25 protein-coding genes and 3 pseudogenes are annotated in these 26,262 nt (G+C 72.9%); 21 read left to right on the top strand and 7 right to left on the bottom strand.

The window, feature by feature from the left end:
• Positions 1–84: 84 nt before the first annotated feature.
• The 4 genes from ACFPFQ_RS45060 to ACFPFQ_RS45075 all read left to right on the top strand — a co-directional run bounded on the left by ACFPFQ_RS45060 (position 85) and on the right by ACFPFQ_RS45075 (position 4,857).
• On the top strand, positions 85–738 hold the full coding sequence (locus ACFPFQ_RS45060) for an ATP-binding cassette domain-containing protein (protein WP_379629441.1): 654 nt from the start codon (positions 85–87) through the stop codon (positions 736–738).
• Positions 726–2,666: a YhgE/Pip family protein gene (locus ACFPFQ_RS45065; RefSeq protein ID WP_379629442.1), complete on the top strand. Its 1,941-nt coding sequence runs from the start codon at positions 726–728 to the stop codon at positions 2,664–2,666. Before ACFPFQ_RS45060 ends, ACFPFQ_RS45065 begins: the two co-directional genes overlap by 13 nt.
• Positions 2,667–2,808: 142 nt before the next feature.
• A complete protein-coding gene (locus ACFPFQ_RS45070) occupies positions 2,809–4,077 on the top strand; it encodes an aspartate aminotransferase family protein (RefSeq protein ID WP_379629443.1) in 1,269 nt (422 codons plus the stop codon).
• A gap of 57 nt (positions 4,078–4,134) precedes the next feature.
• The gene (locus ACFPFQ_RS45075) at positions 4,135–4,857 is read left to right on the top strand and encodes a GntR family transcriptional regulator (RefSeq protein WP_379629444.1); all 723 of its coding nucleotides are present in this window, start codon (positions 4,135–4,137) and stop codon (positions 4,855–4,857) included.
• A gap of 16 nt (positions 4,858–4,873) precedes the next feature.
• On the opposite strand, the gene ACFPFQ_RS45080 is transcribed toward ACFPFQ_RS45075, so the two are convergent.
• On the bottom strand, positions 4,874–6,286 hold the full coding sequence (locus tag ACFPFQ_RS45080) for a DHA2 family efflux MFS transporter permease subunit (RefSeq protein WP_379629445.1): 1,413 nt from the start codon (positions 6,284–6,286) through the stop codon (positions 4,874–4,876).
• Between the two features lie 94 nt (positions 6,287–6,380).
• Here ACFPFQ_RS45080 and ACFPFQ_RS45085 point away from each other — a divergent pair, with 94 nt between their 5' ends.
• The 12 genes from ACFPFQ_RS45085 (at position 6,381) to fdhD (ending at position 17,771) form a co-directional block, all read left to right on the top strand.
• A complete protein-coding gene (locus ACFPFQ_RS45085; protein WP_379629446.1) occupies positions 6,381–6,857 on the top strand; it encodes a MarR family winged helix-turn-helix transcriptional regulator in 477 nt (158 codons plus the stop codon).
• Between the two features lie 101 nt (positions 6,858–6,958).
• Positions 6,959–7,360: a hypothetical protein gene (locus ACFPFQ_RS45090; protein ID WP_379629447.1), complete on the top strand. Its 402-nt coding sequence runs from the start codon at positions 6,959–6,961 to the stop codon at positions 7,358–7,360.
• Positions 7,357–7,560: a hypothetical protein gene (locus ACFPFQ_RS45095; protein ID WP_379629448.1), complete on the top strand. Its 204-nt coding sequence runs from the start codon at positions 7,357–7,359 to the stop codon at positions 7,558–7,560. Before ACFPFQ_RS45090 ends, ACFPFQ_RS45095 begins: the two co-directional genes overlap by 4 nt.
• A 59-nt stretch (positions 7,561–7,619) precedes the next feature.
• Complete coding sequence (locus ACFPFQ_RS45100; RefSeq protein ID WP_379629449.1) at positions 7,620–8,318, top strand: response regulator; 699 nt, start codon at positions 7,620–7,622, stop codon at positions 8,316–8,318.
• Positions 8,315–9,679, top strand: coding sequence for a HAMP domain-containing sensor histidine kinase (locus ACFPFQ_RS45105; RefSeq protein WP_379629450.1), 1,365 nt, complete (start codon positions 8,315–8,317; stop codon positions 9,677–9,679). Before ACFPFQ_RS45100 ends, ACFPFQ_RS45105 begins: the two co-directional genes overlap by 4 nt.
• A gap of 117 nt (positions 9,680–9,796) precedes the next feature.
• Complete coding sequence (locus tag ACFPFQ_RS45110; RefSeq protein ID WP_379629451.1) at positions 9,797–10,726, top strand: LysR family transcriptional regulator; 930 nt, start codon at positions 9,797–9,799, stop codon at positions 10,724–10,726.
• 92 nt (positions 10,727–10,818) lie between these two features.
• On the top strand, positions 10,819–11,856 hold the full coding sequence (locus ACFPFQ_RS45115; RefSeq protein ID WP_379629452.1) for a hypothetical protein: 1,038 nt from the start codon (positions 10,819–10,821) through the stop codon (positions 11,854–11,856).
• A gap of 68 nt (positions 11,857–11,924) precedes the next feature.
• Positions 11,925–12,401, top strand: coding sequence for a formate dehydrogenase subunit gamma (locus ACFPFQ_RS45120; RefSeq protein ID WP_379629453.1), 477 nt, complete (start codon positions 11,925–11,927; stop codon positions 12,399–12,401).
• Complete coding sequence (locus tag ACFPFQ_RS45125) at positions 12,398–13,900, top strand: formate dehydrogenase beta subunit (protein WP_379629454.1); 1,503 nt, start codon at positions 12,398–12,400, stop codon at positions 13,898–13,900. The genes ACFPFQ_RS45120 and ACFPFQ_RS45125 overlap by 4 nt, the downstream gene beginning before the upstream one ends.
• Positions 13,897–16,722 carry a formate dehydrogenase subunit alpha gene (gene fdhF / locus ACFPFQ_RS45130; RefSeq protein WP_379629455.1) on the top strand — a complete coding sequence of 942 codons (2,826 nt, stop codon included), beginning with the start codon at positions 13,897–13,899 and terminating at the stop codon, positions 16,720–16,722. The genes ACFPFQ_RS45125 and fdhF overlap by 4 nt, the downstream gene beginning before the upstream one ends.
• Before the next feature lie 17 nt (positions 16,723–16,739).
• Positions 16,740–16,928 carry a formate dehydrogenase subunit delta gene (locus ACFPFQ_RS45135; RefSeq protein ID WP_379629456.1) on the top strand — a complete coding sequence of 63 codons (189 nt, stop codon included), beginning with the start codon at positions 16,740–16,742 and terminating at the stop codon, positions 16,926–16,928.
• Positions 16,929–17,771 carry a formate dehydrogenase accessory sulfurtransferase FdhD gene (gene fdhD / locus ACFPFQ_RS45140; protein WP_379629457.1) on the top strand — a complete coding sequence of 281 codons (843 nt, stop codon included), beginning with the start codon at positions 16,929–16,931 and terminating at the stop codon, positions 17,769–17,771. It abuts the gene before it with no gap.
• Between the two features lie 76 nt (positions 17,772–17,847).
• Here the strand turns inward: fdhD and ACFPFQ_RS45145 are convergent, their stop codons facing one another.
• Positions 17,848–18,300, bottom strand: coding sequence for a hypothetical protein (locus ACFPFQ_RS45145; protein ID WP_379629458.1), 453 nt, complete (start codon positions 18,298–18,300; stop codon positions 17,848–17,850).
• A 2-nt stretch (positions 18,301–18,302) separates the two neighbouring features.
• Entirely contained in the window at positions 18,303–19,265 is a 963-nt protein-coding gene (locus ACFPFQ_RS45150) for a ribonucleotide reductase (protein WP_379629459.1), read from the bottom strand.
• 201 nt (positions 19,266–19,466) lie between these two features.
• Between ACFPFQ_RS45150 and ACFPFQ_RS45155 the strand changes: the two genes are divergently transcribed.
• On the top strand, positions 19,467–19,709 hold the full coding sequence (locus ACFPFQ_RS45155) for a hypothetical protein (protein WP_379629460.1): 243 nt from the start codon (positions 19,467–19,469) through the stop codon (positions 19,707–19,709).
• Positions 19,710–19,769: 60 nt separating this feature from the next.
• Positions 19,770–21,494, top strand: a complete 1,725-nt coding sequence (locus tag ACFPFQ_RS45160) for an aminotransferase class V-fold PLP-dependent enzyme (protein WP_379629461.1) — start codon at positions 19,770–19,772, stop codon at positions 21,492–21,494.
• 7 nt (positions 21,495–21,501) lie between these two features.
• Here ACFPFQ_RS45160 and ACFPFQ_RS45165 read toward each other — a convergent pair.
• Positions 21,502–22,164 (bottom strand): annotated as a pseudogene (locus tag ACFPFQ_RS45165) (aldo/keto reductase); the annotation flags it as partial.
• A 40-nt stretch (positions 22,165–22,204) separates the two neighbouring features.
• Positions 22,205–22,411, bottom strand: a pseudogene (locus tag ACFPFQ_RS45170) (aldo/keto reductase); the annotation flags it as partial.
• A 97-nt stretch (positions 22,412–22,508) separates the two neighbouring features.
• Between ACFPFQ_RS45170 and ACFPFQ_RS45175 the strand changes: the two are divergent.
• Both ACFPFQ_RS45175 and ACFPFQ_RS45180 read left to right on the top strand, forming a co-directional pair.
• Positions 22,509–22,754, top strand: a pseudogene (locus ACFPFQ_RS45175) (GntR family transcriptional regulator); the annotation flags it as partial.
• A gap of 317 nt (positions 22,755–23,071) precedes the next feature.
• The gene (locus ACFPFQ_RS45180; protein ID WP_379629462.1) at positions 23,072–23,335 is read left to right on the top strand and encodes a hypothetical protein; all 264 of its coding nucleotides are present in this window, start codon (positions 23,072–23,074) and stop codon (positions 23,333–23,335) included.
• On the opposite strand, the gene ACFPFQ_RS45185 is transcribed toward ACFPFQ_RS45180, so the two are convergent.
• Both ACFPFQ_RS45185 and ACFPFQ_RS45190 read right to left on the bottom strand, forming a co-directional pair.
• Positions 23,304–23,999 (bottom strand): CPBP family intramembrane glutamic endopeptidase, encoded by a 696-nt coding sequence (locus tag ACFPFQ_RS45185; RefSeq protein ID WP_379629463.1) that lies wholly within the window; start codon positions 23,997–23,999, stop codon positions 23,304–23,306. The genes ACFPFQ_RS45180 and ACFPFQ_RS45185 overlap by 32 nt on opposite strands.
• 59 nt (positions 24,000–24,058) lie before the next feature.
• Positions 24,059–25,000 carry a helix-turn-helix domain-containing protein gene (locus ACFPFQ_RS45190; RefSeq protein ID WP_379629464.1) on the bottom strand — a complete coding sequence of 314 codons (942 nt, stop codon included), beginning with the start codon at positions 24,998–25,000 and terminating at the stop codon, positions 24,059–24,061.
• Positions 25,001–25,210: 210 nt separating this feature from the next.
• On the opposite strand from ACFPFQ_RS45190, the gene ACFPFQ_RS45195 reads away from it, so the two are divergent.
• The gene (locus ACFPFQ_RS45195) at positions 25,211–26,119 is read left to right on the top strand and encodes an alpha/beta hydrolase (protein WP_379629465.1); all 909 of its coding nucleotides are present in this window, start codon (positions 25,211–25,213) and stop codon (positions 26,117–26,119) included.
• Positions 26,120–26,262 lie beyond the last annotated feature (143 nt).

Here is a 26,262-nt window from a genome sequence, read left to right on the forward strand (position 1 = left end):
CGCCTTGTCACTGGTTGATGAACTCCCTGCGCGCCGGTGCGAGCATCCTTGATCGAACTTGTCAGCGCCAGCACTCTGATCTCCATGACCCACGCCGCTGTCCCGGAAGCGCCCGAGCCGGAGCCGGTGCTGCGCGCCGAGAGCCTGGGCCTGCGCACCCGCCGCGGCTGGGTGTTCCGCGACCTCACCCTCGCCGTGCCGGCCGGTGGCGTGGCGGCACTGTGCGGCGCGGCCGGCAGCGGCCGTTCGATGGCGCTGCTCGCCCTGTCCGGACGCGCCACGACCAGCGCGGGCACGCTCGACGTCGCCGGCGCGGTCGCCCCCGCGGTGATCCGCACCCGGGTTGCCGTCGCGCGCATCGGCGGCGCGGTCGAGCTCGAACCGGACCTGCGCATGGCCGACCACATCAGCGAACGGCGCCTGCTCGGTGCCACCGGACCCATCGACGGTCCGGCCGACGCGCTCGGCGTGACGTTGCGGCCCGGCGCCGTCGTGGGTGATCTCGGCGGGCTCGACGCGCTGCTGTTCGCGGTAGCGCTGGCGGCGATGGACCGCGCGGCGGTCATCGTCGTCGACGACGTCGACCTGGGGCTCGACGACCGGGACCGGGATCTGGCCTGGCAGGCGCTGCACCGCCTGTCCGAGCACGGTGTCGCGGTGGTCGCCGCGGCTGCGGAGGCCCCGCGCACCGGCGCGGTCGTGAGGTACCTGCAGGGGAGTGAGTCGTGGGCATCCTGAAGCTGGCGCTGCTGGAGCTGCGGCGCTTCCGCACGCCGCTGCAGAAGGTGGCGCTCGTGTTCGCGGCCTGCGTGCCGCTGATCTACGGCGCCACCTACCTGTGGTCGAACTGGGATCCCTACGCGCTGCTGAACAAGATCCCGGTCGCCGTCGTGAACGCCGACCAGGCCGTCACCGTGGACGGCAACCGGGTGGCGGCCGGTGAGCTGTTCACCCAGGAGCTGCGCAACAACCCGACGTTCGACTGGCGCTTCGTCGATCGCGCCGAGGCCGATCGCGGGATCGACGAGGGCAGCTACTACTTCCTCATCGCGGTGCCGTCGGACTTCAGCGCGAAGCTCGCCAGCGGCGCGGGCGGCACCCCGCAGCGGGCGTCGATGCAGATCGTCCTCGACGACGCCAACGGCTACGTCGTGGGCAAGATGGCCGAGCAGGCCCAGCTCACGCTCGCCAACCAGATAGACGCCGCGGCCGTCAGCGCGTACTTCCAGTCGGTGTTCGGCAACCTCGACCGGTTGCACAGCGGCATCGCCCAGGCCGCCGACGGGGCCGGGCAGCTGCGGGCGGGCGCCGACCGGGCCCGCGACGGCGCGAAGTCGCTGGCCGACGGGTTGGGCCAGCTCAAGGCAGGTGCCGACCAGCTCGCACCCGGTGCCCGGCAGGTCTCCGACGGCGTCTCCAAGATCGCCGACACGGTGGTACCGATCGCCGGGCGCATCGCCGACGCGATCCCGTCGGTGACCACGACCGCGGCCGACGCCGCGAGCCGAGCCGCCGCGCTGAGCAGCGCCGCGGCGAGCGCGGCCACGGCCGTCGACGGCGACGCGTCCTCGGTGTCGGGCGCGCTGGCCGCGCTCGGGCAGGCGCATCCCGAACTGGCGAATGACGCCGCCTACCAGCGCGCGACGGCCGCGGCGGCGAAGGCGACCACGTTCACCTCCGACGTCGCGACGAAGGCCACCACCCTGCGCGACGGGACCGCGGCGGTGGCGGCCGGCACGCGCACGCTCGCCGCCGACGCTCCCGAGCTGCAGTCGCGCCTGCGTGGTGCCGCCGGGGACATGCAGCGCCTCGCCGCCGGTGCCGGTGCGGTCGCCGACGGCGCCGTGAAGCTGGACACCGGGCTCGGCGCGGCCGTGCCGGGAGCCAACCAGCTCGCCGACGGCACGGGCCAGCTCGCCGGCGGCGCCGACCAGCTCGCCACCGGGCTCACGGGCGCCGAAGCCCAGATCCCGGTGCTCAGCGACGACGCGAAGCGCAGCAACGCCGCCACCCTCGCGTCCCCGGTGGACATCGCGCTGTCCAACCTCCACCCCGCCGACCAGTACGGCCGCGGACTCGCCCCGCTGTTCTTCGGGATCGCGATGTGGGTGTTCGGCATCGTCGCGTTCCTGCTGCTGCGACCGCTGTCGGATCGGGCGCGCGCGAGCCGGGCGTCGAGTGCCGCCGTCGCGTTCGCGGGGTTCCTGCCGCCGCTGGCGGGGGCCCTGATCGGGGCCGGGCTGCTGGACCTCGTCGTGGACCTGGGCCTCGGGCTCGCCCCGGTGCACCCGTGGATGCACCTCGGGCTGGTGGCACTCGGGGCCGCGACGTTCGTCGCGATCGCGCACCTGCTGCGCTCCTGGCTCGGCGGCCTGGCCAGCGCGCTGATCCTGGTGCTGCTGATCCTGCAGCTCACCGCGAGCGGCGGCATCTACCCGGTGGAGACGCTGCCCGGCTTCTTCCGCGTCCTGCACCCGCTGCTGCCGATGAGCTACCTCGTCGACGCGTTGCGGGTGACGATCAGCGGCGGCAACACCGCGCACGTCGGGCGGGACGCGCTGGTGCTGGCCGGGTTCCTGGTCGTCTCGCTGGCCCTGACGGTGCTGGTGACCAGCCGCAAGCGGGTGTGGACCATCGCGAAGCTGAAGCCGGAGCTGAGCATCTAGGGCGCCGAACGGCTACCTCGGGATCGCAGCATGGTGGCCATCCTGCGATCTGACGCTTGGATGGCCACCATGCTGAAGTCCCCCCGGGCGTCCCCCGGGGCGGTGCTGGCTGAACGGGCGTCATGGGGGCAGGATCGGACGCATGGTCGATTCCCACGCCGACAGCTCCTATTGGCACCCGTTCGCCGCGATGGGGGCGGTGCGCCGCTCCGAGCTGGTGATCAGCCGCGCCGATGACGTCTGGGTCTGGGACGACGCCGGCACCCGCTACTTCGACGCGACGGCGAGCCTGTGGTGCGTCAACGTCGGCCACGGGCGGCGCGAGATCGCCGACGCCGTGCACCGCCAGATGCTCGAGGTGGCCACCTACCAGACCTTCGGCGACATCATCAACCCGCCGGTGCGCGAGCTGACCGCCCGGCTCGCTGCGCTCGCCCCGATGCCCGGTGCGAAGGTGTTCCTCGGCAGCGGCGGCGGCGACGGGATCGACACCGCCGCCAAGCTCGCCCGCGAGTACTTCGTGCGCACCGGTGAGCCCGGGCGCACCGTCCTGATCAGCCGCACCAACGCCTACCACGGCACCCACGGCTTCGGCACCGCGCTGGCCGGCATGCCGCCCAACCACATCGCCGGCCCGTGGATCCCCGACACCGCCACCGTCGCGCACGACGACGCCGAGGCCCTCGAGGCCGAGATCGCGCGCCTCGGCGCCGACCGGGTGGCCGCGTTCTTCTGCGAGCCCGTCATCGGCGCGGGCGGGGTGCTGCCGCCCGCGCCCGGCTACATCGAGCGCACCCGCGAGATCTGCGAGCGCCACGGCGTGCTGTTCGTCGCCGACGCCGTCATCTGCGGGTTCGGCCGCCTCGGCACCTGGTTCGGCATCGAGCGGTTCGGGGTCGTGCCCGACCTGATCGTCTTCGCCAAGGGCATCACCAGCGGCTACCAGCCGCTCGGCGGGGTCGTGGTGCACGAGCGCATCGCCGCGCCGTTCTGGGACGAGCCCGGCGCCGCCCCGTTCCGCCACGGCGCCACGTACGCCGGGCACCCGGCCGCGGCCGCCGCGGCGCTGGCCAACCTCGACATCCTCGACGGCGAGGGCCTGCTCAAGCGCGCCGACGAGCTGGAGGGCGAGCTGCTCGGCGCGCTGCAGACGTTCGCCGACCACCCGCTCGTCGGTGAGGTCCGCGGCGGCACCGGCGTGCTCGGCGCGCTGGGGATCGACCCGGAGCGCCTGGCCGCGGACCCGGGCCTGCCCGCGAAGATCGCCGCGGCCGTGCGAAGCCGGGGCGCACTGGTCCGGCCGATGGGCAGCGCCGTGGCGTTCTCCCCGGCGCTCACCACGCGCCCCGAGCACCTCGAGGTGCTGGTCGACGCGCTGCGCGGCGGCCTCGACGCGGTCGCCGCCGGCTGAGCGCCGGGCCGGACTGCATTTCGTATGCTGTCGGCAACTGACCGCCCTGGAGCACTGATGCCACCGTCCGCGTCGCCGCTGCCGACAGCGGGTCGCATCACGCGACCGCTCTCGCTGCGCGAGAGCGCCTACGATGCGATCCTCGCGATGATCGTGAACCGGAGCCTCGAACCCGGCCGGCACCTGGTCGAGAACGAGCTCGCGGCCACGCTCGGTGTCTCGCGGCAGCCGGTGCGCGAGGCGCTGCAGGCGTTGAGCAACGACGGCTGGGTCGACCTGCGGCCCGGGCACGGGGCGTTCGTCCACGATCCCAGCGACGACGAGGCCGATCAGCTGCTCGCCGTGCGCGGCCTGCTGGAGGCCGAGTCGGCGCGGCTGGCCGCGCTCAACGCTGCCGCCGACGGTGTCGCGCAGCTGCGCGCGGTGTGCGAGCGTGGCACCGCGGCGTGGAAGGCACAGGACATGCCGGCGGTCGTCGCGGCCAACACCGCGCTGCACGCCCAGGTGATGCGCCTGTCGGGCAACACCGTGCTGCAGGAGCTCGCCGCGCAGGTCGACCGCCGGGTGCAGTGGTACTACACGCCCGTGGCGCGGCACCGCGGCGGGCAGTCCTGGAAGGAGCACGCCGAGCTGATCGACGCGATCGCGGCCGGTGACGCCGACGGCGCCGCGTCGGTGATGAGGTCCCACACCGAGCAGACCCGCCGCTGCTACTCCGAGCGCAAGGCCGAGGGGCGGCTCGAGACCGACGTGTTCCACAGCGGCACCGCCGGCGGCTGATCCCCGCGGGGCGGCGTCAGCGGGTGCCGGCCGTGAGCACGCGGGCGCTGCGTCGCTGCTCGATCACCAACCAGGCGGCACCCCCCAGCGCGGCCAGCGTCGACCCCGCCATCCACCAGAACGTCGCGTGGAAGGCCGGGGTCGTGGCCGCCCCGGTCGCGCCCGCGGGCAGCGCCGCGGTGAGGATCACGACGAACACCGCGCTGCCCAGCGCCCCGCCCACCCGCGACAGGATGTTCACCTGGGCCGTGGCGTCGGGCACCTGGTCGTGTCGCACGGTGGCCAGCGCGGCCGAGACGGCCGGCATGCCCGAGAGCGCGAGCCCGATCCCGCGCAGCACCTGCAGCGCCTCGACGACCACGAGGTCGGCGTCGGCGGGCAGCAGCGCGAACGGGATCGTGGTGGCCAGCGTCAGCAGCAGCCCGGCCACGGTGACCCGACCGCCACCGAAGCGGTCGGACAGCCGACCCGCGACGGGGAAGGTGGCCGCGGCGCCGAGGCTGAACGCCATCAGCAGCAACCCGGTCTCGACGATGCCGGTTCCGCGCTGGAACAGGAACAACAGCGGCATCACGATCATCCCGCCGGCCAGCGCGGCGCCGTTGAACAGGACCTCGAAGCTCGCCGCCGCATAGGTGCGGTTGCGCAGCAGGCGCAGGTCGAGCAGCGGGTCGTCGCGGCGCAGGGCACGCCGGGTGAACGTCGCGAGCGCGCCGATGCCGAGCACCAGCGGCAACGCCACCGCCGTGGCCACGACCGTGCGCTGCTGGGCGGCCTCGGTGATCCCGTAGATCAGCAGCGGTAGCCCGGTGCCGACGAGGAGCAGGCCGCCGACGTCGATGCGACCGCTCGGCGTCCGCTCCCCACGGGGCAACAGCCGCGACGCGATGAGCAGCGCCACGATGCCGATGGGCACGTTGATGAGGAACAGCCACGGCCACGACCCGTTCGCGATGATCAGCGAACCGACCGGCGGGCCGATCGCGGGGGCGAGGATCGCCGGCACCGCGGACGTGCTCAACACCCGGCCCATCCGGGACGGCCCGGCGGCCTGGGCCACGATCGTCATCCCGGCCGGCACCATGAGCCCGCCGAACAGGCCCTGCACCACGCGGAAGGCGATCAGGACCTCGGCCGTCGTCGCCAGTGCGCAGAGCGCGGACGCCACGGTGAACCCGGCAAGCGACCAGCTCCAGAGCCGCCCGGCGCCGAACCGCCTGCTCAGCCAGCCACACGCCGGTAGCGCGGCGGCCAGCGCGAGCAGGTAGCCGCTGGTGATCCACTGGGACGAGGCGAGCGAGGTGTCGAGACCCTGCGTGATCGCGTCGAGCCCGACGTTGGCGACGGACGAGTCGAGTCCGGCCAGCACGCCGCCGAACGCGACGAGTGCGGCCAGCCGCCAGACCGATGCGGGGACGGGTGTGGTCATGGCGCAACCTCGCTGAACTCGTGGGGATTCCTACGTTGGATTTCCAACGCTAGCAGAGTGATGGGGATTCCCACGGTTGCGTTACGGTCGGCCGGTGAGCGACGACATCCGCGTGGCCGAGTTCGCACCGTCTCGGCGGCTGTGGCGCCTCCCGTCCTGGCTGCTCAACCAGGCTGCCGCGCGGGCGAACCGGCTCGTGGCCGGGCAGTTCGGGCGGCCCGGCCTGCGTTCGAGCTACGCGGTTCTGGCAGGTCTCGACGAGTTCGGCCCGATCAGCCAGGCCGAGCTCGGTAGGCGGCTGGGCATCGACCGCAGCGACATGGTCACCCTGCTCAACGACCTCGAGCGCGACGGGCTGGCGCAGCGGACCCCCGACGAGAACGACCGGCGGCGCAACGCCATCCGGATCACCGACGCCGGCACGGCGGCCATGCGGGCGTTCGACGGGCGGGTGGAGGCGGCGCAGGACGAGTTCCTCGCACCGCTCACCGTGGCCGAGCGCGCGCAGCTCGTCGGGCTGCTGCACCGGCTGCTGGAGCACCACGCGGGCTACCGGGCAGAAGCAGGCTGACGCTTACACGATCCGAACACCGCCTGGACGCAGCCCTGATCGCCGCCCGCCATCGTCATCGGTGTCCGGCAACCCCGCCGGACCGGTGCGAGGAGTTCACGATGACGATGACACGGTGGCTGGGCGGGCTGGCGACCACGGCCGCGACCGCGGGTCTGCTGCTGGCGGGCGGCGGTACGGCGTTCGCAGACGGGACGCCGCCGACACCGGTGCCGGTGCCCACCCAGCAGAACTCCGGACAGAAGGATTCCGTGTGCGCCGTGCGGATCCCCAACGCGCTGGCGCGCATCGACAAGCTGACGGCCCGGATCAACGGGAACGCCACGACCCGCGGGTCCACGGCGTGGCTGCAGGCGCGGTCCGACCAGGCGCGCACCAGCGGCTATCCCGCACTCGCCGACCTGCTCGCCGACCGCGTGTCGAACCGGCAGGCGCGGCTCACCGAGCTGGCCAACCTCAAGTCCGAGCTCCAGACCGTGCAGAGCAAGGACTGCGCGTCGTGAGGTGGGCAAGGGCGGTCGTGCTCGGCGCCGCGCTCGTGGCCGGGACCCTGGCACTCGGTGGCTGCCAGTCGAGCCCCGCCCCCGCCGCCGGGAGCAGCGCTGTGGGGAGCAGCGCCGTGGGGAGTACTGACAGCATCGGCAGCATCGAGGCCACCCTCGACCGGATCGAGCACGATCTCGACTCCGACACGTCGCGCTGATCCGATACCCGCGGTGGCACGATCTGCTCGACCCGACCGGCCCCGTCCCGAGGTAGGCCATGGATCCACGTCCGGAGCGTGACGCGCGAGGCCTCGTCCTCGTCGTGGAGGACGATCGCGCCATCGCCGACCTGGTGGGCCTCTACCTGCGCCGTGAGGGCTTCGGGGTGCAGGTCGAGTCCGACGGTGCGTCCGGGCTGGCCGCGGTGCGGCGGCTGCGTCCGGTCGCGGTGGTGCTCGACGTCGGGCTGCCCGGCATGGACGGGGTGGAGGTCTGCCGCACGCTGCGCGCCGAGCAGGACTGGACGCCGGTGCTGTTCGTGACCGCCCGCGACGACGAGGTCGATCGGATCCTCGGCCTGGAGATGGGCGCCGACGACTACGTCACCAAGCCCTTCAGCCCCCGCGAGCTGGTGGCCCGCGTGCGGACCGTGCTGCGCCGGTCCGGGATCGCGCCCGGCCGCGAGGAGGTGCTGCAGGTGGGGGCGGTGTCGGCACACGTCGATCGCAGGCGCGTGCAGGTGGCCGATGCCGAGGTGGCGCTGACGTCCACCGAGTTCGACCTGCTCGTGCACCTCATGCGCGCTCCCGGCCGGGTGTTCAGCCGGGAGCAGCTCCTCAGCGCGGTGTGGGGCTACGCCGCCTCGGCGGGCACGCGCACCGTCGACGTCCATGTGGCGCAGGTGCGCGCGAAGCTCGGACCCGGCAACCCGATCCGGACGGTGCGCGGTGTCGGCTACGCGGCGGACGCGTCGTGACCGCTGCGCGCGGCTCGCTGGCGTGGCGGATCACGGCCAGCTGCCTGCTGGTCGCGATCGTGGCCGTCGGTGTTGCGGCGCTGGTGTCGTTGCGCCTGGTCGCGACGACGGCCCGGGACGTCACGGCCGACGCGCTGGCGCAGCAGGCCGACGTCGTGGCGGCCCAGCTCGACGACGCCGCCCGGCCGGTGCAGGGGGCACTCGGCCTGCGCAGGGTCGTGCAGGTGCTGCAGGGCCAGGGCATCACGGTCGTGGTGCTGCCCGACCGGCGCGACACCGCGACGGGGCCGGTCGCCGTGGCCGTGCAGAAGTCGGGCGCCGCCCGGGCCGTGCAGGGCACGCCGGTCTCGGCCGTCGTCGACGTGGCCGGCACCGCCTACCTCGTCGAGGCCCGGCAGGCGCCCTCGGGAGCGTTCGCGCTGGTGCGCACCACCGACGTGGGCCCGCTCGGCGCCGGGGTGCTGCGGCGCAACATCGGGGTCGCGCTGCTCGCGGGCGGGGTGGCGGCGCTCGTGGTCGGCGGGGTGGTGGGCACGCTGCTGGCGCGTCCCCTGCGCCGCACCGCGGCCGCGGCCCACCTGCTGCGCGGCGGCCGTCGTGACGTCCGGGTGCCGGTGCAGGGGCCGAGCGAGGTGGCCGAGGTGGCCGGTGCCGTCAACGAGCTCGCCGACGCGCTCGCGCGCAGCGAGCACCGGCAGCGGGAGTTCCTGCTCTCGGTGTCGCACGAGCTGCGCACACCGCTCACGGCGGTGCGCGGCTTCGCCGAGTCGATCGCCGACGGTGTCGTCGAGGGACCGGACGCCGCCGCAGCCGGTCGGGTCGTCGTCGACGAGGCCCGGCGGCTGGACCGGCTGGTCACCGACCTGATGGAGCTGGCCCGGCTGGAGGCCGACGACTTCAGCATCGACCTGGCCACCGTCGACCTGGTTGCGCTCGTGGGTGACGCGGCCACCGTCTGGCGGGCCCGGGCAGCCGCGGGCGCGGTGGTGCTGCGGCTGGTCGTGCCGGCGGAACCGGTACCGGTCATGGCCGATCCGCGGCGGCTGCGGCAGGTGCTCGACGGGCTCGCCGAGAACGCGCTGCGGGTGCTGCCGGCGGGCGCGCCGCTGGTGTTCGAGGTGCGGGCGGGCGGGGAGCTGCAGGTGCGAGACGGCGGCCCGGGGCTGGCGCCGGAGGACTACGCGGTGGTGTTCGACCGGGGCGCGCTGCACGCGCGCTACGAGCGCAGGCGTCCGGTCGGTGTCGGTGGCATCGGGCTGGCGCTCGTCCACGGGCTGGTGACGCGGATGGGCGGCACGATCGCGGCGGAGCAAGCGGTGGAGGGCGGGGCGTGCTTCACGGTGCGGCTGCCGGCGCCCTGACGGCGGGACCCGGGCGTTGCAGGAAGGCCACCTTCCCGCAAGAATATTGCGGGAAGGTGGCCTTCCTGCAACAGGGGATGCGGCCACCTCCACCCTGCAACGGGAGGTACCAGCGCGGTGCTCTTGCGCCAGTTGGAGTACCTCTGCGCGCTGGCCCGCGAGCAGCACTTCGGGCGCGCCGCGAAGCTGAGCCACGTCTCCCAGCCCGCCCTGTCGGAGGGCATCCGCCGGTTGGAGTCGGAGTTGGGCGTGCAGATCGTGCGCCGCGGGCGCAGCTTCGAGGGGTTCACGCCAGAGGGTGAGCGGGCGGTGGCGTGGGCGCAGCGCATCGTCGCCGACTCCGACGCGCTGCGCGGTGACCTGTCGAGCATGCGCGCCGGCATGTCCGGCGTGCTGCGCATCGGCGCCATCCCCACCGCGCTTGCCGCGGTCTCCCTGCTCACCGCGCCGTTCTGCGACCGGCACCCGCTGGTGCGGGTGTCGCTGGAGTCGTTGTCGAGCCGCGAGATCGTGCACCGGCTCGCCGAGTTCGACCTCGACATCGGCATCACCTACATCGACGGCGAGCCGCTGGGTGCCGTCCGCACGGTCACGCTCTACCGCGAGCGCTACCTGCTGCTGACCTCGGTCGACGGGCCGTTCGCCGACCACACCTCCGTCGGCTGGGCGGAGCTGGCGAGCACGCCGATGTGCCTGCTGGCCCCGGTGATGCAGAACCGGCGGATCATCGACCGCTACTGCGCGGAGGCCGGCGTCACGGTCGTGCCGTCCGTCGAGGCCGACACCGTGTCCGTGCTCTACGGGCACGTCGCGACGCGCCGCTGGTCCACGGTGATCGCGCACGCCTGGCTGCACCTGTTCGGGGTGCCCGCCGGGATGCGGGTGATCCCGATGGACCCGCCGCGCCGTCCGCACCGGATCGGGCTGGTGCTCACCGAGCGCGAGCCCGAGCCGATGCTCGCCCACGCGCTGCTCGACGTCGCCCGCCACGTCAACGTGCGCAAGGAGCTCGATGCGCTGCTCGCGGCCCATCTCGGCGAGGCGTGAGTCCGGTCACATTTCCGGGACCGGGCCCAACGGGTGGCCGCCCGGCGCCGTCATCCCGGATGCCGATCACCACCGTCGTTGGGGAGCCCGAGATGTCGCAACTGGCGCGCAGCGCGCTGCTCGGGACGAGCATCGCGGCCGTGGTGATCACCCTGTCGGGATGCACGCTGGTGCCGTTCGCCCCGCTCCCGCCACCGGGCCCGTCCGGCGGGCCCTCCCGCCCCGCCGCCGCCGTCCAGGTGGCCTCCATCCCGCTCACCGACCGCCCTTCGAACGTGGCGATCAGCCCGGACGGCCGGCAGGCCTGGGTGGCGGGGGACACCGCCGTCACGGTGATCGACACGGCCGCGCGCAGCGTGCTGGCCACGATCTCGTTGCCGGAGACCCACGATCGCGACGTGGCGTTCGCCCCCGACGGGAGGCGCGCCTACGTCTCGGCGAAGGACGGGATCGCCGTGATCGACACGGCCGGTCGCGCGGTGGTCGGTGAGGTCGACCTCGGCGGCGCCGTGCTGACCGCGGAGAGCGTCGTGGTGACCCCGGACGGGCGGCAGGTCTTCGCCGCCGGGTCGGGGGAGGTCGTCGCGATCGACGCGGCCGCGCTCTCCGTGACCGGCAGCACCACCGTGGATCGCTACGTGAACACCATGCGGATGGCGATGGCCCCGGACGGCCGGACGCTGATCGTCACCACCAGCACCGGAGCCGCTGTCCTCGACACCGCGACCCGCAAGCAGGTCGACACCGTCGGGCTGAGCCGCAGCGGTGGCTCCGGGGTCGGGTTCGCCCCCGACGGGCAGCGCGCCTACCTCAGCGACATCTCGGCGAGCGAGGTGGTCGCCGTCGATGGACGCAGCACGGTCGTCCAGGCCCACGTCCCCCTCGAACTGCACTCGCCGGGCCCGGTGACGGTGAGCCCGGACTCGCGGCGGGTCTTCGTCGGCGGCTACGGGGTGGGTGGCGCGATCTTCTCGGTGATCGACGCCGGCACCGACACGGTGCTGGCCGGTCTGACGATCAGCCACCAGCCCCGTGACCTGGCGCTCACCGCGGACGGTGGCCTGCTCTACGCCACCGACTGGGCGGGGCGGACCGTCTCGGTTCTCGACGTCAGCGCGCAGAGTCGATAACCGGCGCCTATCACATCATCGGTAAGCGTGCTTTGACCTGCGGTGATGCCGGTTGAGACGATGCGCCGATGACCAGCGCCACACGCCAGGATCGATCGCCGACGGAGTGTGCGCTCGCCGCGGTCGCCACCCACCGCAGCGCCCGCGGGGCGCTGCTGCCGATCCTGCACACCGTGCAGGCCGAGCTCGGCTTCGTCGACCCCGCGGTGGTGCCGGTGATCGCCGACGCGCTGAACCTCTCGATCGCCGAGGTCCACGGTGTCGTCACGTTCTACCGCGACTTCCGCAGCACCCCGGGCGGCGCCACCGCGGTGCGCGTCTGCCGTGCCGAGGCCTGCCAGTCCGTCGGCGCCGAGGCGCTGGCCGAGCACGCCAAGGACACGCTGGGCGTCGGGTTCGGCGAGACCACCGCCGACGGCGCGGTGAGCCTCGACGAGGTGTTCTGCCTCGGCAACTGCGCGCTCGGCCCGGCCGTCCAGGTGGCCGGACGGCTGCACGGCCGCGTCACCCCGGCCCGCTTCGACGCGCTGGTGGCGCAGGCATGACCGTCTACGTTCCCCGCGACTCCGCCGCCCGCTCGGTCGGCGCCGACGAGGTCGCTGCGCTCCTGGAGCGCGCGGGCGCCGACGTCGTGCGCACCGGTTCGCGCGGCATGCTCTGGCTCGAACCGCTCGTCGAGGTCGCGACACCGGCCGGGCGGGTCGGCTACGGACCGGTCGCCCCCGAGGCCGTCGACGGTCTGCTCGCGGCGGGCCTGCTCGACGGCACCGCGCCCGGCCTGGGCCTGGTCGAGGACCTGCCCTGGATGCGCCGCCAGCAGCGCCTGACGTTCGCCCGCGTCGGCGTCATCGACCCGCTCTCGGCCGATGACCACGAGGCCTACGGCGGCAACGCCGGGCTGCGGGCGGCGCTCGCGCTGGCGCCCGCCGACGTCGTCGCCGAGGTCACCGACTCCGGCCTGCGCGGGCGCGGCGGGGCCGGCTTCCCCACCGGGGTCAAGTGGAAGACGGTCCTGGGCGCCACGGGCCCGCTCAAGTTCGTCTGCTGCAACGCCGACGAGGGCGACTCCGGCACGTTCGCCGACCGGATGCTCATCGAGGGCGACCCGTTCACCCTCATCGAGGGCATGACGATCGCCGCGCACGCCGTCGGGGCGTCCGAGGGCTACGTCTACCTGCGCTCGGAGTACCCCGACGCGATCGCCACGCTGCGCACCGCCATCGACAGCGCCCGCGGGCGCGGCTGGCTCGGCGAGCACGTGCTCGGCTCGGACCTCGCGTTCGACCTCCACGTGCGGGTGGGCGCGGGCGCCTACATCTGCGGCGAGGAGACCTCGATGCTGGAGAGCCTCGAGGGCAAGCGCGGCACGGTCCGCCCGAAGCCGCCGATCCCGGCGCTCGAGGGCCTGTTCGGCAAGCCGACCGTCGTCAACAACGTGCTCTCGCTCGCGTCCGTCCCGACGATCATGGCGAACGGCGCCGCGGCCTACGCGGCGCTGGGCACCGGACGCTCGCGCGGCACCAGCGTCTTCCAGCTGGGCGGCAACATCGCCCGCGGCGGGGTCGTCGAGACCGCGTTCGGCATCACGCTGGGCGAGCTCGTCGACGACCTCGGCGGCGGCAGCGCGTCGGGCCGCCCGGTGCGGGCGGTACAGGTCGGCGGCCCGCTCGGGGCGTACCTGCCGGTCGAGCAGTTCGACCTGCCGATGGACTACGAGGCGTTCGCCGCGGCGGGGGCCATGGTGGGCCACGGGGGAGTGGTGGTCTTCGACGACACCGTGGACATGGCGGGGATGGCCCGCTTCGCTCTTGCGTTCTGCGCGGAGGAGTCGTGCGGCAAGTGCACGCCGTGCCGGGTGGGCGCGGTGCGCGGCGTCGAGACGATCGACCGGATCCGGGCCGGGGAGAACCGCTCGAAGAACCTCCTGCTGCTGGAGGACCTCTGCGAGCTCATGACCGACGGCTCGCTGTGCGCGATGGGTGGGCTCACACCGATGCCGGTACGCAGTGCCGTGAAGCACTTTGGGGAGGACTTCGCCCGATGAGTCTGTTGAAGGAACCCGACTTCGGCACCCCCGCCCGTCCCGGTGCGGCCACCGTCGACGTCACGATCGACGGGGTGGCCGTCTCCGTGCCGCCCGGTACCTCCGTGATGCGCGCTGCCAAGGAAGCCGGCATCGACGTGCCGAAGCTGTGCGCCACCGACTCGCTGGAGGCCTTCGGCTCCTGCCGGCTGTGCGTCGTGGAGATCGACGGCGCCCGCGGCACCCCGGCGTCGTGCACCACGCCCTGCTCGCCGGGCATGGTGGTGCACACGCAGACGGAGAAGGTCGCGAAGCTGCGCCGCGGGGTCATGGAGCTCTACATCTCCGACCACCCGCTCGACTGCCTCACCTGCTCGGCCAACGGTGACTGCGAGCTGCAGGACATGGCGGGCGTCACCGGGCTGCGCGAGGTCCGCTACGGCTCCGGCGTCGACGCGGGCGCCAACCACATGGACCTGCTCACGGACTCGTCCAACCCCTACTTCGACTTCGACGCCTCCAAGTGCATCCTCTGCTCGCGCTGCGTCCGGGCCTGCGACGAGGTGCAGGGCACGCTGGCACTGACGATCGAGGGCCGCGGGTTCGACTCGCACGTCGCCGCGGGCATGGGCGGCACGTTCATGGACTCCGACTGCGTCTCCTGCGGCGCCTGCGTGCAGGCCTGCCCGACGGCCACGCTGCAGGAGAAGTCGGTGGTGCAGCTGGGCATGCCCACCCGCAGCGTGATCACCACCTGCGCGTACTGCGGCGTCGGGTGCTCGTTCAAGGCCGAGATGCGCGGCGACGAGCTGGTGCGGATGGTGCCCCACAAGGACGGCGGCGCCAACGAGGGCCACTCGTGCGTCAAGGGCCGCTTCGCATTCGGCTACGCCAGCCACCCCGATCGGGTCATGAAGCCGCTGGTGCGCGAGCGCATCACCGACGAGTGGCGCGAGGTCTCCTGGCAGGAGGCGATCGGGTTCACGGCCCGGCGCCTGCTGGAGATCCAGGCCGAGCACGGCCCCGGCTCGATCGGCGCGATCACCTCGTCGCGGTGCACCAACGAGGAGGTCTACGTCGTCCAGAAGATGGTGCGAGCCGCCTTCGGCAACAACAACGTCGACACCTGCGCGCGGGTCTGCCACTCGCCCACCGGCTACGGGCTCAAGCAGACGTTCGGCACGTCGGCGGGCACGCAGGACTTCAAGTCCGTCGAGCAGGCCGACGTGATCATGGTGATCGGCGCCAACCCGACCGACGGGCACCCGGTGTTCGCGTCGCGGATGAAGCGGCGCCTCCGCAAGGGCGCGCAGCTGATCGTCGTGGATCCGCGGCGCATCGACCTGGTCCGGTCCCCGCACATCGAGGCCGCGTACCACCTCCCGCTCGCACCGGGCACGAACGTCCCGATGATCAACGCGATGGCGCACGTCGTCGTGACCGAGGGTCTCGTCGCCGCGGACTTCGTGGCCGAGCGCTGCGAGGGCTTCGCCGAGTGGGCGGAGTTCATCGCCCGCCCGGAGAACAGCCCCGAGGCGGTCGCGGTGACCACCGGCGTGCCGGCCGCCGACATCCGGGCCGCCGCCCGGCTCTACGCGAGCGCGGGCAACGGCGCGATCTACTACGGGCTGGGCGTCACGGAGCACAGCCAGGGCTCCACGATGGTCATGGGCATGGCCAACCTCGCGATGGCCACCGGCAACATCGGCCGCGAGGGCGTGGGCATCAACCCGTTGCGCGGGCAGAACAACGTGCAGGGCTCGTGTGACATGGGCTCGTTCCCGCACGAGCTGCCCGGCTACCGCCACGTCTCCGACGACGGCGCCCGCGACGTCTACGAGCAGCTCTGGGGCGTCCCGCTGCTCGACGAGCCGGGGCTGCGCATCCCCAACATGTTCGACTCCGCGCTCGACGGCTCGTTCCGGGCGCTGTTCGTGCACGGCGAGGACATCGCCCAGTCCGACCCCAACATCCGCCACGTCCACGCCGCGCTGGGCGCGCTCGACCTCGTGGTGGTGCAGGACCTGTTCCGCAACGAGACCTCCAAGTTCGCGCACGTGCTGCTGCCGGGCACGTCGTTCCTGGAGAAGGACGGCACCTTCACCAACGCCGAGCGGCGGATCAACCGGGTGCGCCCGCTGATGCCCGCGAAGACCGGCAAGCAGGAGTGGCAGATCATCTGCGAGATCGCGCAGGCGATGGGCTACCCGATGCACTACGACACGTCCGCACAGATCATGGACGAGATCGCGATCACCACACCGACGTTCGCCGGGGTCTCCTTCGCCCACCTCGACGAGGTCGGCAGCATCCAGTGGCCGTGCAACGCGGCCGCCCCGGACGGCACCCCGACCATGCACGTCGACGGGTTCGTGCGCGGCAAGGGCGCGTTCGTGCAGACCGAGTACGTGGCCACCCCCGAGCGCAGCACGCGCAAGTACCCGCTGATCCTCACCACCGGCCGGATACTGAGCCAGTACAACGTGGGCGCGCAGACCCGGCGCACCGCCAACGTCGCGTGGCACCCCGAGGACCTGTTGGAGCTCCACCCGCACGACGCCGAGGTGCGCGGCATCAACGACGGCGACACGGTCAGCCTGGCCAGCCGGGTCGGCACCACCACGCTGCGGGCCGTGATCGCCGACCGGATGCCCGTCGGGGTCTGCTACACCACGTTCCACCACCCCGTCACCGGCGCGAACGTGGTCACCACCGAGCACTCCGACTGGGCCACCAACTGCCCGGAGTACAAGGTCACCGCCGTGCAGGTGGCGCTGGTGAACGCGAAGAAGGCCGCGCTCGCCGAGCAGGCGGCGCTGCCGGTCCCGGTGGCGGGCTCGTGATGTCGCCGGAGCTGCGGATGGCAGGGGATGTGGCGCTGCACTTCCGCCATCGCCCGCCGGAACAGGCCGCCCGTGCCGTCGCGGAGCACCTGCGCAGTTTCTGGGACCCGCGGATGCGGCGCACCCTGCTCGCCGCGGTCGACGCCGGAACCGACGTCGACCCGCTCGTCGTGCGGGCCACCGCCCTGCTGAGGGAGACTGGGTAGATGGGACGCCTCACGGCCCGCCGGCCCGTCGTCCGGATCGGGCCCACCGGACGCTCCTCGCGGCCCGACTCGCTGGCCGTCGAGGAGCCGATGGAGCTGCGCATCGCCGGCACGCCGCTGTCGGTCACGATGCGCACCCCCGGCCACGACGTCGAGCTGGCGCACGGGTTCCTGCTCACCGAGGGCGTCATCACCAGCGCCGCCGACATCGCCACGGCGCGCTACTGCGACTCGTTCGACGACGACGGCCGCAACACCTACAACGTGCTCGACGTGGCGCTGGCCCCGGGCGTCGCGCCGCCGTCGGTGGGTGTCGAGCGCAACTTCTACACCACGTCGTCGTGCGGGGTGTGCGGCAAGGCGTCGCTGGAGGCGGTGCGCACCAGGTCGGCGTTCCCGCTGGACTCCGACGACGTCTCGGTGCCCGTCGGGGTGCTGACGTCCTTGCCGGATCAGCTGCGCGCCGCGCAGCGCGTCTTCGAGTCCACCGGCGGGCTGCACGCCGCGGGCCTGTTCACCGCGGCCGGCGAGCTGCTCGTGGTCCGCGAGGACGTCGGGCGCCACAACGCCGTGGACAAGGTGCTCGGCTGGGCGCTGCTCGACGGCCGGATCCCCGCACGGGAGTGCGTGCTCATGGTGTCGGGGCGCGCGTCGTTCGAGCTGGTGCAGAAGGCGACGATGGCCGGGGTGCCGGTGCTGGCCGCGGTGTCGGCGCCGTCGTCGCTGGCCGTGGAGCTGGCCGTGGACGCCGGGATGACGCTGATCGGCTTCCTGCGCGGCGAGTCGATGAACGCCTACAGCCGCGCCGACCGCATCCCGCTGGGCATCGCCCAACCCATCTGACCGTCGAGCACGACGTTGCCATGATCATCCAGCCCTGTTGATCACGACAACGTCGTTCTCGACGGGCTTGGGAGGGTCAGCTGATGCGGGTGGGGACGCGGCCGAGTTCCGCGAGCGACTCCACCACGAAGTAGACGGCGCGGTAGAACTGCAGGACGTTGCCGCGGCGCAGCTCGATGTCACGACACATCAGCAGCCGGCCCGCGTCGGCGCCGTCGAACAGCTGCCGCCACACGTCGTGCTTGGCGGTGAGCAGGTAGGTGGCGCCCGCGGCTTCGGCGTCGCCGACGACCGTGGCGCGCACGCACTGCCCCTCGGACCATTCGAGCAGCAACGTCTCGCCGGGACGGCCGAGGTCGGCGAGCGCCCACGAGCTGCTGTAGCGGGCGCGGGCGTTGTCGATCCACTCCCAGTAGGTGGGGAGCTTCGACTCCTTGAGCTCCTCGGCCGGGCCGCGGTTCACGGCGTCGCGGGCCGCGGCCGCCCACTCTGGGGTCAGGAAGTCGAGGGTCGCCTCTGTCGTGGTCATGCTCAGCCCCCCGCCAGTTCCGGCTCGATGTTCTGCAGCTGTTGCTGGATGTCGGGTGGCAGGTCGATGCCGACGTCGGAGCACTTCATGTTCAGCTGCCGGATCATGAGCCGGCGCACCTCGTCGGGGTCCCAGCCGAGCGAGTCGAGCGCCATCCGGCGGCTGACCGCGCCGTTCATGGACAGGATCGTGCGCAGCGTCTCGTGGATCTCCAGGAGCATCGACGGCTCCGCGCGCACGGCGTCGCGCAGGAACCGCATGCCGCCCTGGACGTGGCGGGCCTCGTCACGGCAGGTGGCGGTGAAGCCGGCGAGGTAGCCGGGCAGGAACCCGCGGGTGCGGCAGTAGCTCAGGGTGATCTTCATGACCGACAGCGCGAGCACGCCCTCGATCCACAGGAAGTACGTGGTGCCGTAGCGGACCCGCGCGGCCTCGTCCTGCGGGTCGCGGCGCAGCTCGTCGGCCTGGGAGGCGAGCAGCCCGAACGGCCCGACGAACGTCTCCGACACGTAGGGGTAGGAGGCGTCGAGCACGTCCTGGATCGTCTCGCCGGGCAGCGCGACGACCTCGCGGTAGAACCGGTCGAAGAAGACGGTGTGGCGCGCCTCGTCCTCGATCTGGCTCGACATGTAGATCTTGGATTCCTCGCTGCCGCCCAGCATGAACACCGGCAGCTCGATCTCCACCTGGCGCTCGCCGTGGTGGAAACCCGAGGAGATCGCGATGAACGACTCGCGCTCGGCCTCGGTCATCCGGTGCTTCCAGTCGTCGGCGTCCTTCGTGAAGTCCAGGTCGTAGACGTCCCAGCGCTGCCGCAGGTAGCGGCGGTAGAGGTCCATGTAGCCGGGGAGCTTCTTGAGGTCGGCGTGCAGGTAGTCGAGCACGTCGTCGATGTCGATGCCGCCGATCTGGGCCAGCGTCGAGGTGTCGACCGCCTGCGACACGTCCTCATGGATTGCCGTCATCGCCGACCCCCGTCTGCACCAGTTCTAGAACCCCATTCACCGTACGGGACGTTGTGCGCGCCGTCACGTCACCCGCAGTCAGCACCTCGCTCACCGCCCACACGATCGGGTGGTAGGGGACAAAACCGGAAGCGCGCGGGGCCGATCCGGCGATGAAGGGGTGAGTCGCGACGGAACCGCGGCACTGGGGAAGGAAGTCACATGGGCGCCGACGACAGGATCGACCAGGGTGCACACGCTCACTGGTTCGTGCCCACCCTTCCCGCGGCCGACGCCGGGCAGCTGCGCCGCGAGCTGCAGATCGTGGCGGCACTGGAGCAGCTCGGCTCGGCGATCAAGCCCGACCAGCAGGCCAAGGACCGGGCCAAGCAGCAGCTGATGGCCCTCATGGCCGCCGAGGCGCCCACCGCCGGTACCCCGCGCGGCATCAGCATCGCCTCCTGACCGGTCACGATTCGCCCGCATCGCGATGGTCGGCGGCCGACGGCGGCTACCGTCGTGGGCATGGCGAACACCGCGGAACCACCGGTCGTGCCCAGCGCGCTGGTGCAGCGCATCCGCGAGTCCGTCATCGGCGACGACCAGGTCATGCACGGGCCCTACGGGCCGCGCCGCGTCACCTACGCCGACTACACCGCGAGCGGCCGGGCGCTGACGTTCCTCGAGGACTTCATCCGCGCCGAGGTGCTGCCCCGCTACGCCAACACCCACAGCGAGTCCAGCGGCACGGGCCTGCAGACCACCCGGCTGCGTGAGGACGCCCGCCGCATCATCCGCGAGGCGATCGGCGGTGACGCCTCCACCGCCGTGCTGTTCTGCGGCTCCGGCGCCACCGGGGCCGTCGACAAGCTCATCGGGCTGCTCAACCTGCGGATCCCGGCCGACCTCGACGACCGCTACCAGCTCTCGGCCCGCATCCCGCGCGACGAGCGGCCGGTCGTGTTCACCGGTCCGTTCGAGCACCACTCCAACGAGCTGCCGTGGCGCGAGTCGATCTGCGACGTCGTGACCATCCCCGAGGACCGCGACGGCCACATCGACGTCGAGGTACTGGAGGCACGGCTCGTCGAGTACGCCGGACGGCCGCTGCGGATCGGGTCGTTCTCCGCGGCGTCCAACGTCACCGGGATCGTCAGCGACACCCACCGCATCGCCGATCTGCTGCACCGCCACGGCGCCCTGTCGTTCTGGGACTTCGCGGCCGCGGCGCCGTACGTCGACATCGAGATGAACCGGGACTGCGACGAGCACCCGATGTGCCACAAGGACGCGATCTTCCTGTCCCCGCACAAGTTCATCGGCGGCCCGGGCACGCCGGGTGTGCTCGCCGTGCGCCGCGAGCTGCTGTCCAACCGCGTGCCGGTGGTGCCCGGCGGCGGCACCGTCACCTACGTCAACCCGCTCGAGCACCGCTACCTCGACGACCCGGAGCACCGCGAGGAGGGCGGCACCCCCGCGATCGTCGAGTCCATCCGGGCCGGGCTGGTGTTCCAGCTCAAGTCGGCTGTGGGCGTCGAGACGATCCGGGCCAGCGAGGACCGCCTGTTGCGCCACGTCGTCGCGTCGTGGCGCACCCACCCGTCGATCGAGATCCTGGGCAACCTCGACGCCGAGCGGCTGTCGATCGTGTCGTTCCTCATCCGCGGGCCGGGCGGCAAGTACCTGCACCACAACTTCGTGGTGGCGCTGCTCAACGACCTGTTCGGCATCCAGTCCCGCGGCGGCTGCTCGTGCGCGGGCCCGTACGGCCACCGGCTGCTCGGCATCGACATCGAGCGGTCCCGGGCGTTCGAGCGCGAGATCCAGCACGGCTGCGAGGGCATCAAACCGGGCTGGGTGCGTGTCAACGTCAACTACTTCATCTCCGACGAGGTGCGCGACTACCTCGTCGAGGCCGTGCGGCTGGTCGCCGACCACGGCCGGAAACTGCTCACCGACTACAGCTTCGACCCGGCGTGCGGGCTGTGGACCCACCGCGCCGGGCCCGTCGAGCCGCCGTTGCGGCTCGACCAGATCAGCTACGACCCGGCCACCGGGCAGATGCACTACCCCCGCCACGACGAGCCGCTGCCCGAATCGGTGCTGGCGGGCTACCTCGACGACGCCCGCGCCACGTTCGCCGGTGCCGGGGGATGTCCCGAGAGCGATGCGGCCCCGCTGGGGGTGTCTGCGGAGTTCGAGCACCTGCGGTGGTTCGAGCTGCCTGCATCCTGCGTGACGGCGGGCTGACCGGGCCTCACCGCGCGACGTCGAGCCGCTCGCGCTGCTCGGTGGACAGGACGAGTGTCGCCGCGGCGATCGCGCCGCTCACCTGTTCCGGCGTGCTGACACCGACGATGGGCGTGATCGGGACCCGACCACCGCGCAGCCACGCCAGCACCACGTGGTTGCGGTCCGTACCGGTCTCGGCGGCGACCTCGTCGAGCGCGGCGAGCCTGCGGGTCGTGCCGGGGTGGTCGTACTCGGGCGCCAGCGGCTTGTCGGCCCGGGTATAGCCCCCGCTGAGTAGGGGCGTGTAGGCCCACAGGAGCATGTCGGGATGGTGCTCCAGGTAGTGCAGCACCTCGTCGGTGACCGCGCCGAAGCGGTGCGACGCCGCGGGAGCGGTACCGGGTCGCGGCTGCAGGTAGGTGTGGTGCTGCTGGATCGCGGAGAAGGCTGCGGCGCCGGTGGACCGCGCGATCTGCCGGGCCCGCTCGACCTGCCAGACCGCGTAGTTGGAGCAGCCCAGCCGTCCGACCGTGCCCGCGGCCACCAGCTCGTCGAAGGCCGCGACGGTCTCCTCCAGCGGCGTCCGCGGATCGGGCATGTGCGCCCAGCGCAGCTCGACGTGGTCGACGCCCAGCCGTTGCAGGCTCCCCTCGATCCCGCTCTTGACCGCCTGCGGACAGGCCCTCCGCCGACGCGGGGAACGACCCGGCCCCGGTCGGCTGGGCGCCGACCTTGGTGCTGATCCGGACGCGGTCGCGCACGCCGGGCCGCCGGGCCAGCCAGCGCCCGAGCACGACCTCGCTCTGCCCGCCGAGCCCGGACGGGTCGATCCAGAACGCGTAGCAGTTCGCGGTGTCGATCCAGACGCCACCGGCGTCGACGAAGCGGTCGAGGCTGGCGAGGAGCGCTGCTCGTCCACGGTCGTGCCGAACCACATGGCTCCCAGCACCAGCTTTTCTGTCATGCCGGCCACGCTAGGGCGAAGTGGAACGTTGATGGCGTCCAATATCGTGATGGATTCCCAGACCAATCATGGATTCCCAGACCAATCGAGCCTGGGCGACGCTGCTGGACCTCGACGCCACGGGCCGCGGCCGCCTCCACGATCGGTTGGCGAACGCGCTCCGGACCGCGATCCGCGACGGGAAGCTGGCCCGGGGCGACGCCCTCCCGCCCAGCCGCGCACTCGCGGAGGGGCTCGGCTGCTCGCGCTGGGTCGTGACGGAGGCGTACGCGCAGCTCGTCGCGGAGAGCTACCTCGCGGCCCGGGTCGGTTCCGCGACGCGGGTCGCCTGGGTCCCCGGGTCCGGATCGTCGCCACCCCCGACCCCGCGCGCGCCCGCAGCGCCATCGGTCCGTTACGACCTGGCTCCCGGGCTGCCCGACGTCCGGGCCTTCCCGCGCCGCCGGTGGGTCGACGCGGTGCACGCCGTCACCGGCTCGGCACTGCGCTACGACCTCGGCCTGCCCGATCCCGCCGGGCACCCGGTGCTGCGCACGACCATCGCCCAGTACCTGCGAGGGTCGCGCGGCGCGGAGCCCGGTGCTGCGTCCGTGTCCATCTGCGCCGGCATCACCGACGGGCTGGTGGGCGTGTGCCGGGCGCTGCAGGCCGACGGCATCGCCGACATGGCCGTGGAGGAGCCCGGCTCGCCGCCCGGTCGGCGGCGGCCACCGGCCTGCGGCTGGCCGACCTGGCCGACTACCGCGTCGGCGTGTCGGAGGAGCCCGCGCTGGTGCTCGGGTACGGCAACATCGGCGACTCCGAGATCCCGGCAGCGGTCGCGCTGCTGCGTGCGGCCCTGGGCGCGATCACTCCGGGTGCGATCACTCCGGAGCCGGTCGATCCGGACCGGTAGCCCGGCCCTCCCCGTGCCACGCCGGTGCCACGGCCGGCCGCGTGAGCAGCAGCGCGCGCAGGTCGAGCGCCGCGTGCAACACGATCGGGAGCAGCAGGCTCTGCGTCCCCAGCGCGATCGCCGACATCACGGCGCCGAACACCGTGGTCGTGACCACCCCACCGACACCCTGGTAGCGGTGGGCCGCTCCGAAGACGACCGTCAGTACCGCCGCGGCGAGCACCGGGTGCAGCCCGAGACCGACGGCGACGGCCAGCAGCAGTCCGCGGAACACCAGCTCCTCGGAGGCTCCCGCGCCGACCGCGACCGCCGCGGCCCAGTACCGCTCGGTGCGGGTCACCGGGATCATCGGGGCGATCGATTCCGGGGCCACCGGCAGGCCGGTGCCGCTGCGGGCGCCGCGGACGCCGAGCACGATCCCGGCGGCGACGGCGGCGGCCAGCCCGATCGATGCGCTGATGAGCACCGGTCCGGCACCGGCGGGCCAGTTCGGCAGCGCCAGCCCGATCGACCCGCTGCTGACGCCGCGATCGAGCACCAGCGTCAGAGCGACCGCCGCCAGCGCCGACCACTGGACCCCGACCGTCAGGCGGAAGAAGGAGATCAGCGCACCCGGGTCGTGTCGTCGCTGCCGGGCGAGCTTGGCGAACACCGCCCTGCCCACCACGGCTCCGCCGGACGTCAGGAGGGCGTCCTTCCTGACGTGCGGGGTTGCGCGCCGCCTCAGCCGCGGCCCGTGCGCACCGCGTTGGGGGAGCAGCCGTACTGGCGCCGGAACGCCCGGCTGAAGCCGGCCTGGTCGGCGAATCCCCACCGGTGCGCCACGGCCGCGACGGTGGTGGCGGGACCGAGCCGCGCGAGGTCGGCACGGGCGCGGACGAGGCGGCGGCGCCGTACGTAACCGCTGACGGTGTCGCCGTGGCGTTCGAACAGCACGTAGAGCGCGCGCAGCGACAGGGAGTGCGCCGCGGCGATGCGATGCGGGCGCAGCAGCGGGTCGCCGAGGCGCTCCTCGATGTGGTCGCGGATCTGTTCCCACCGCGGCTCGCCTGCCTGCTCCCGGTCGGCACCGGGCAACGCGGCCGCGAGCAGTTCCAGCGCGGCGGCCGCTGCGGCTGCGGCGGCGCCCGCGTGCAGGTCACCGACCGCCGACACCGCGGCCAGGTGATCGGTCAGCAGCCGTGCGGCGGGCCCGGCCAGCCGCACGACCGGCCCGTCGTCGATGGGGCGGATCCCGGAGATCCGCGCGCGCGGCACGAGCAGCGTGCGCTTGCGCAGCCCGCCGGGCACCACGAACCGGGCCGGCCTGCTGCTGTTCCAGACCAGCGCCTCACCGCGCTCCAGCACGATCCGGCGGTTGTCCTGCTCGATGTGCTCGCGGCCCTCGAGCACGATGAGCACCCCGAGGTACTCGCCGCCGGTCCGCCCGATCTCCGCCCGGCCGCGACGGCCCGAGCAGGGCCCGGTGGCGCAGTCGACGAGCAGCAGGTCGTCGACGGCACGGGCGGCGATCGTGGCCGTGGCGCGGGGATCGGGGTCGCGGTCGACGTCGATCTGCCAGGGTAGGTGCGTGCGGTTGATCATGTGTCGCAGCGCCTCGGGCCGCTCGGGTGCCGGCCACTGCTGCAGCGACCAGGTGCCTGCCGTGCTCGTTGCGGAGACCACGTCGCGCTCCCGCCGTTGGGCTCGCCCGAGTATCCGGCGGCACGCCCGGCCTGTCCACAGCGCCGTCTGCCCAGGCGCCGTCTGCCCAGGCGCCGTCTGCCCAGGCGCCGTCTGCACAGCGTGCACGGGTGGCCCGGTGCTGTGCAGCGACGGTCAAGACCGGCCCGGCGCGCTGCGGCAGCGTCAGTCGCACCGACGTGGAGGTGCTGCATGCGAGACGACGTGGAGTTCGCGGCCGAGGACGGCGTGACGTTGCGGGGATGGCTGTATCGGCCCGAGGGGAGCGGCGGGCAGTTCCCGGTGATCGTGATGGCGCACGGGTTCTCGGCGACCAAGGAGATGCACCTCGACGACTTCGCCGAGTTCTTCGCGGCGGCGGGCTTCGCCGTGCTGGTCTACGACAACCGCAACCTCGGCGCCAGCGACGGTGAGCCGCGTGGCGAGCTGGACCCCTGGCAGCAGATCCGCGACTACCGCACCGCGATCACCTGGGTGTCGGCCCGCCCGGAGATCGACGGGAGCCGCGTGGGCGTGTGGGGGTCGAGCTACAGCGGCGGGCACGTGCTCGTCGTCGCGGCCCAGGACCGGCGCGTGAAGTGCGTGGTGGCGCAGGTGCCGCTGATCAGCGGGTACGACAACGCGCGCCGCCTGGTGCGGGCCGATCACCTCGCCGGGCTGCGGGAGGCGTTCGACGCCGACCGTGTCGCCCGGTACGCGGGGGAGCCGCCCGCGATGATCCCCGTCTGCTACGTCGACGACCCTGCCGAGCCGTGCGCGCTGCCGACGGCCGACACCCACGACTTCTTCCTCGGCCCGATCCTGGAACGCGCCACCACCTGGCGCAACGAGGTGACGCTGCGCTCGGTGGAGATGTTCACCGAGTACGAGCCGGGCGACTACCTGCCCCGGATCAGCCCCACCCCGCTGATGATGGTGGTGGCGGCGGGTGACCACCTGACCGTCTCGGATCTCAGCCTCGCCGCCTACGGCCGGGCGAACGAGCCCAAGCAGCTGCTGGTGCTGCCGGGCGGGCACTTCGAGGCGTACGTGGGCGACGCGTTCCGGACCTCGGCCCCGGCGCAGCGGGACTGGTTCCTGACCCACCTCAGCAAGCAGTAGCGCACCTCAACACCCGGCGCGCCCACCGGTGACGGCGCCAACCAGTTGGCCTCGGCGCCGATGTCGGGACGTTGGCGCGGTGGCCAACTGGTTGGCGCGGTGAGGCCCCGGTTCGACGGCGCCAACGGTGTGGCCACCGCGCC

This window comes from Pseudonocardia sp. GCM10023141, from assembly GCF_042653605.1.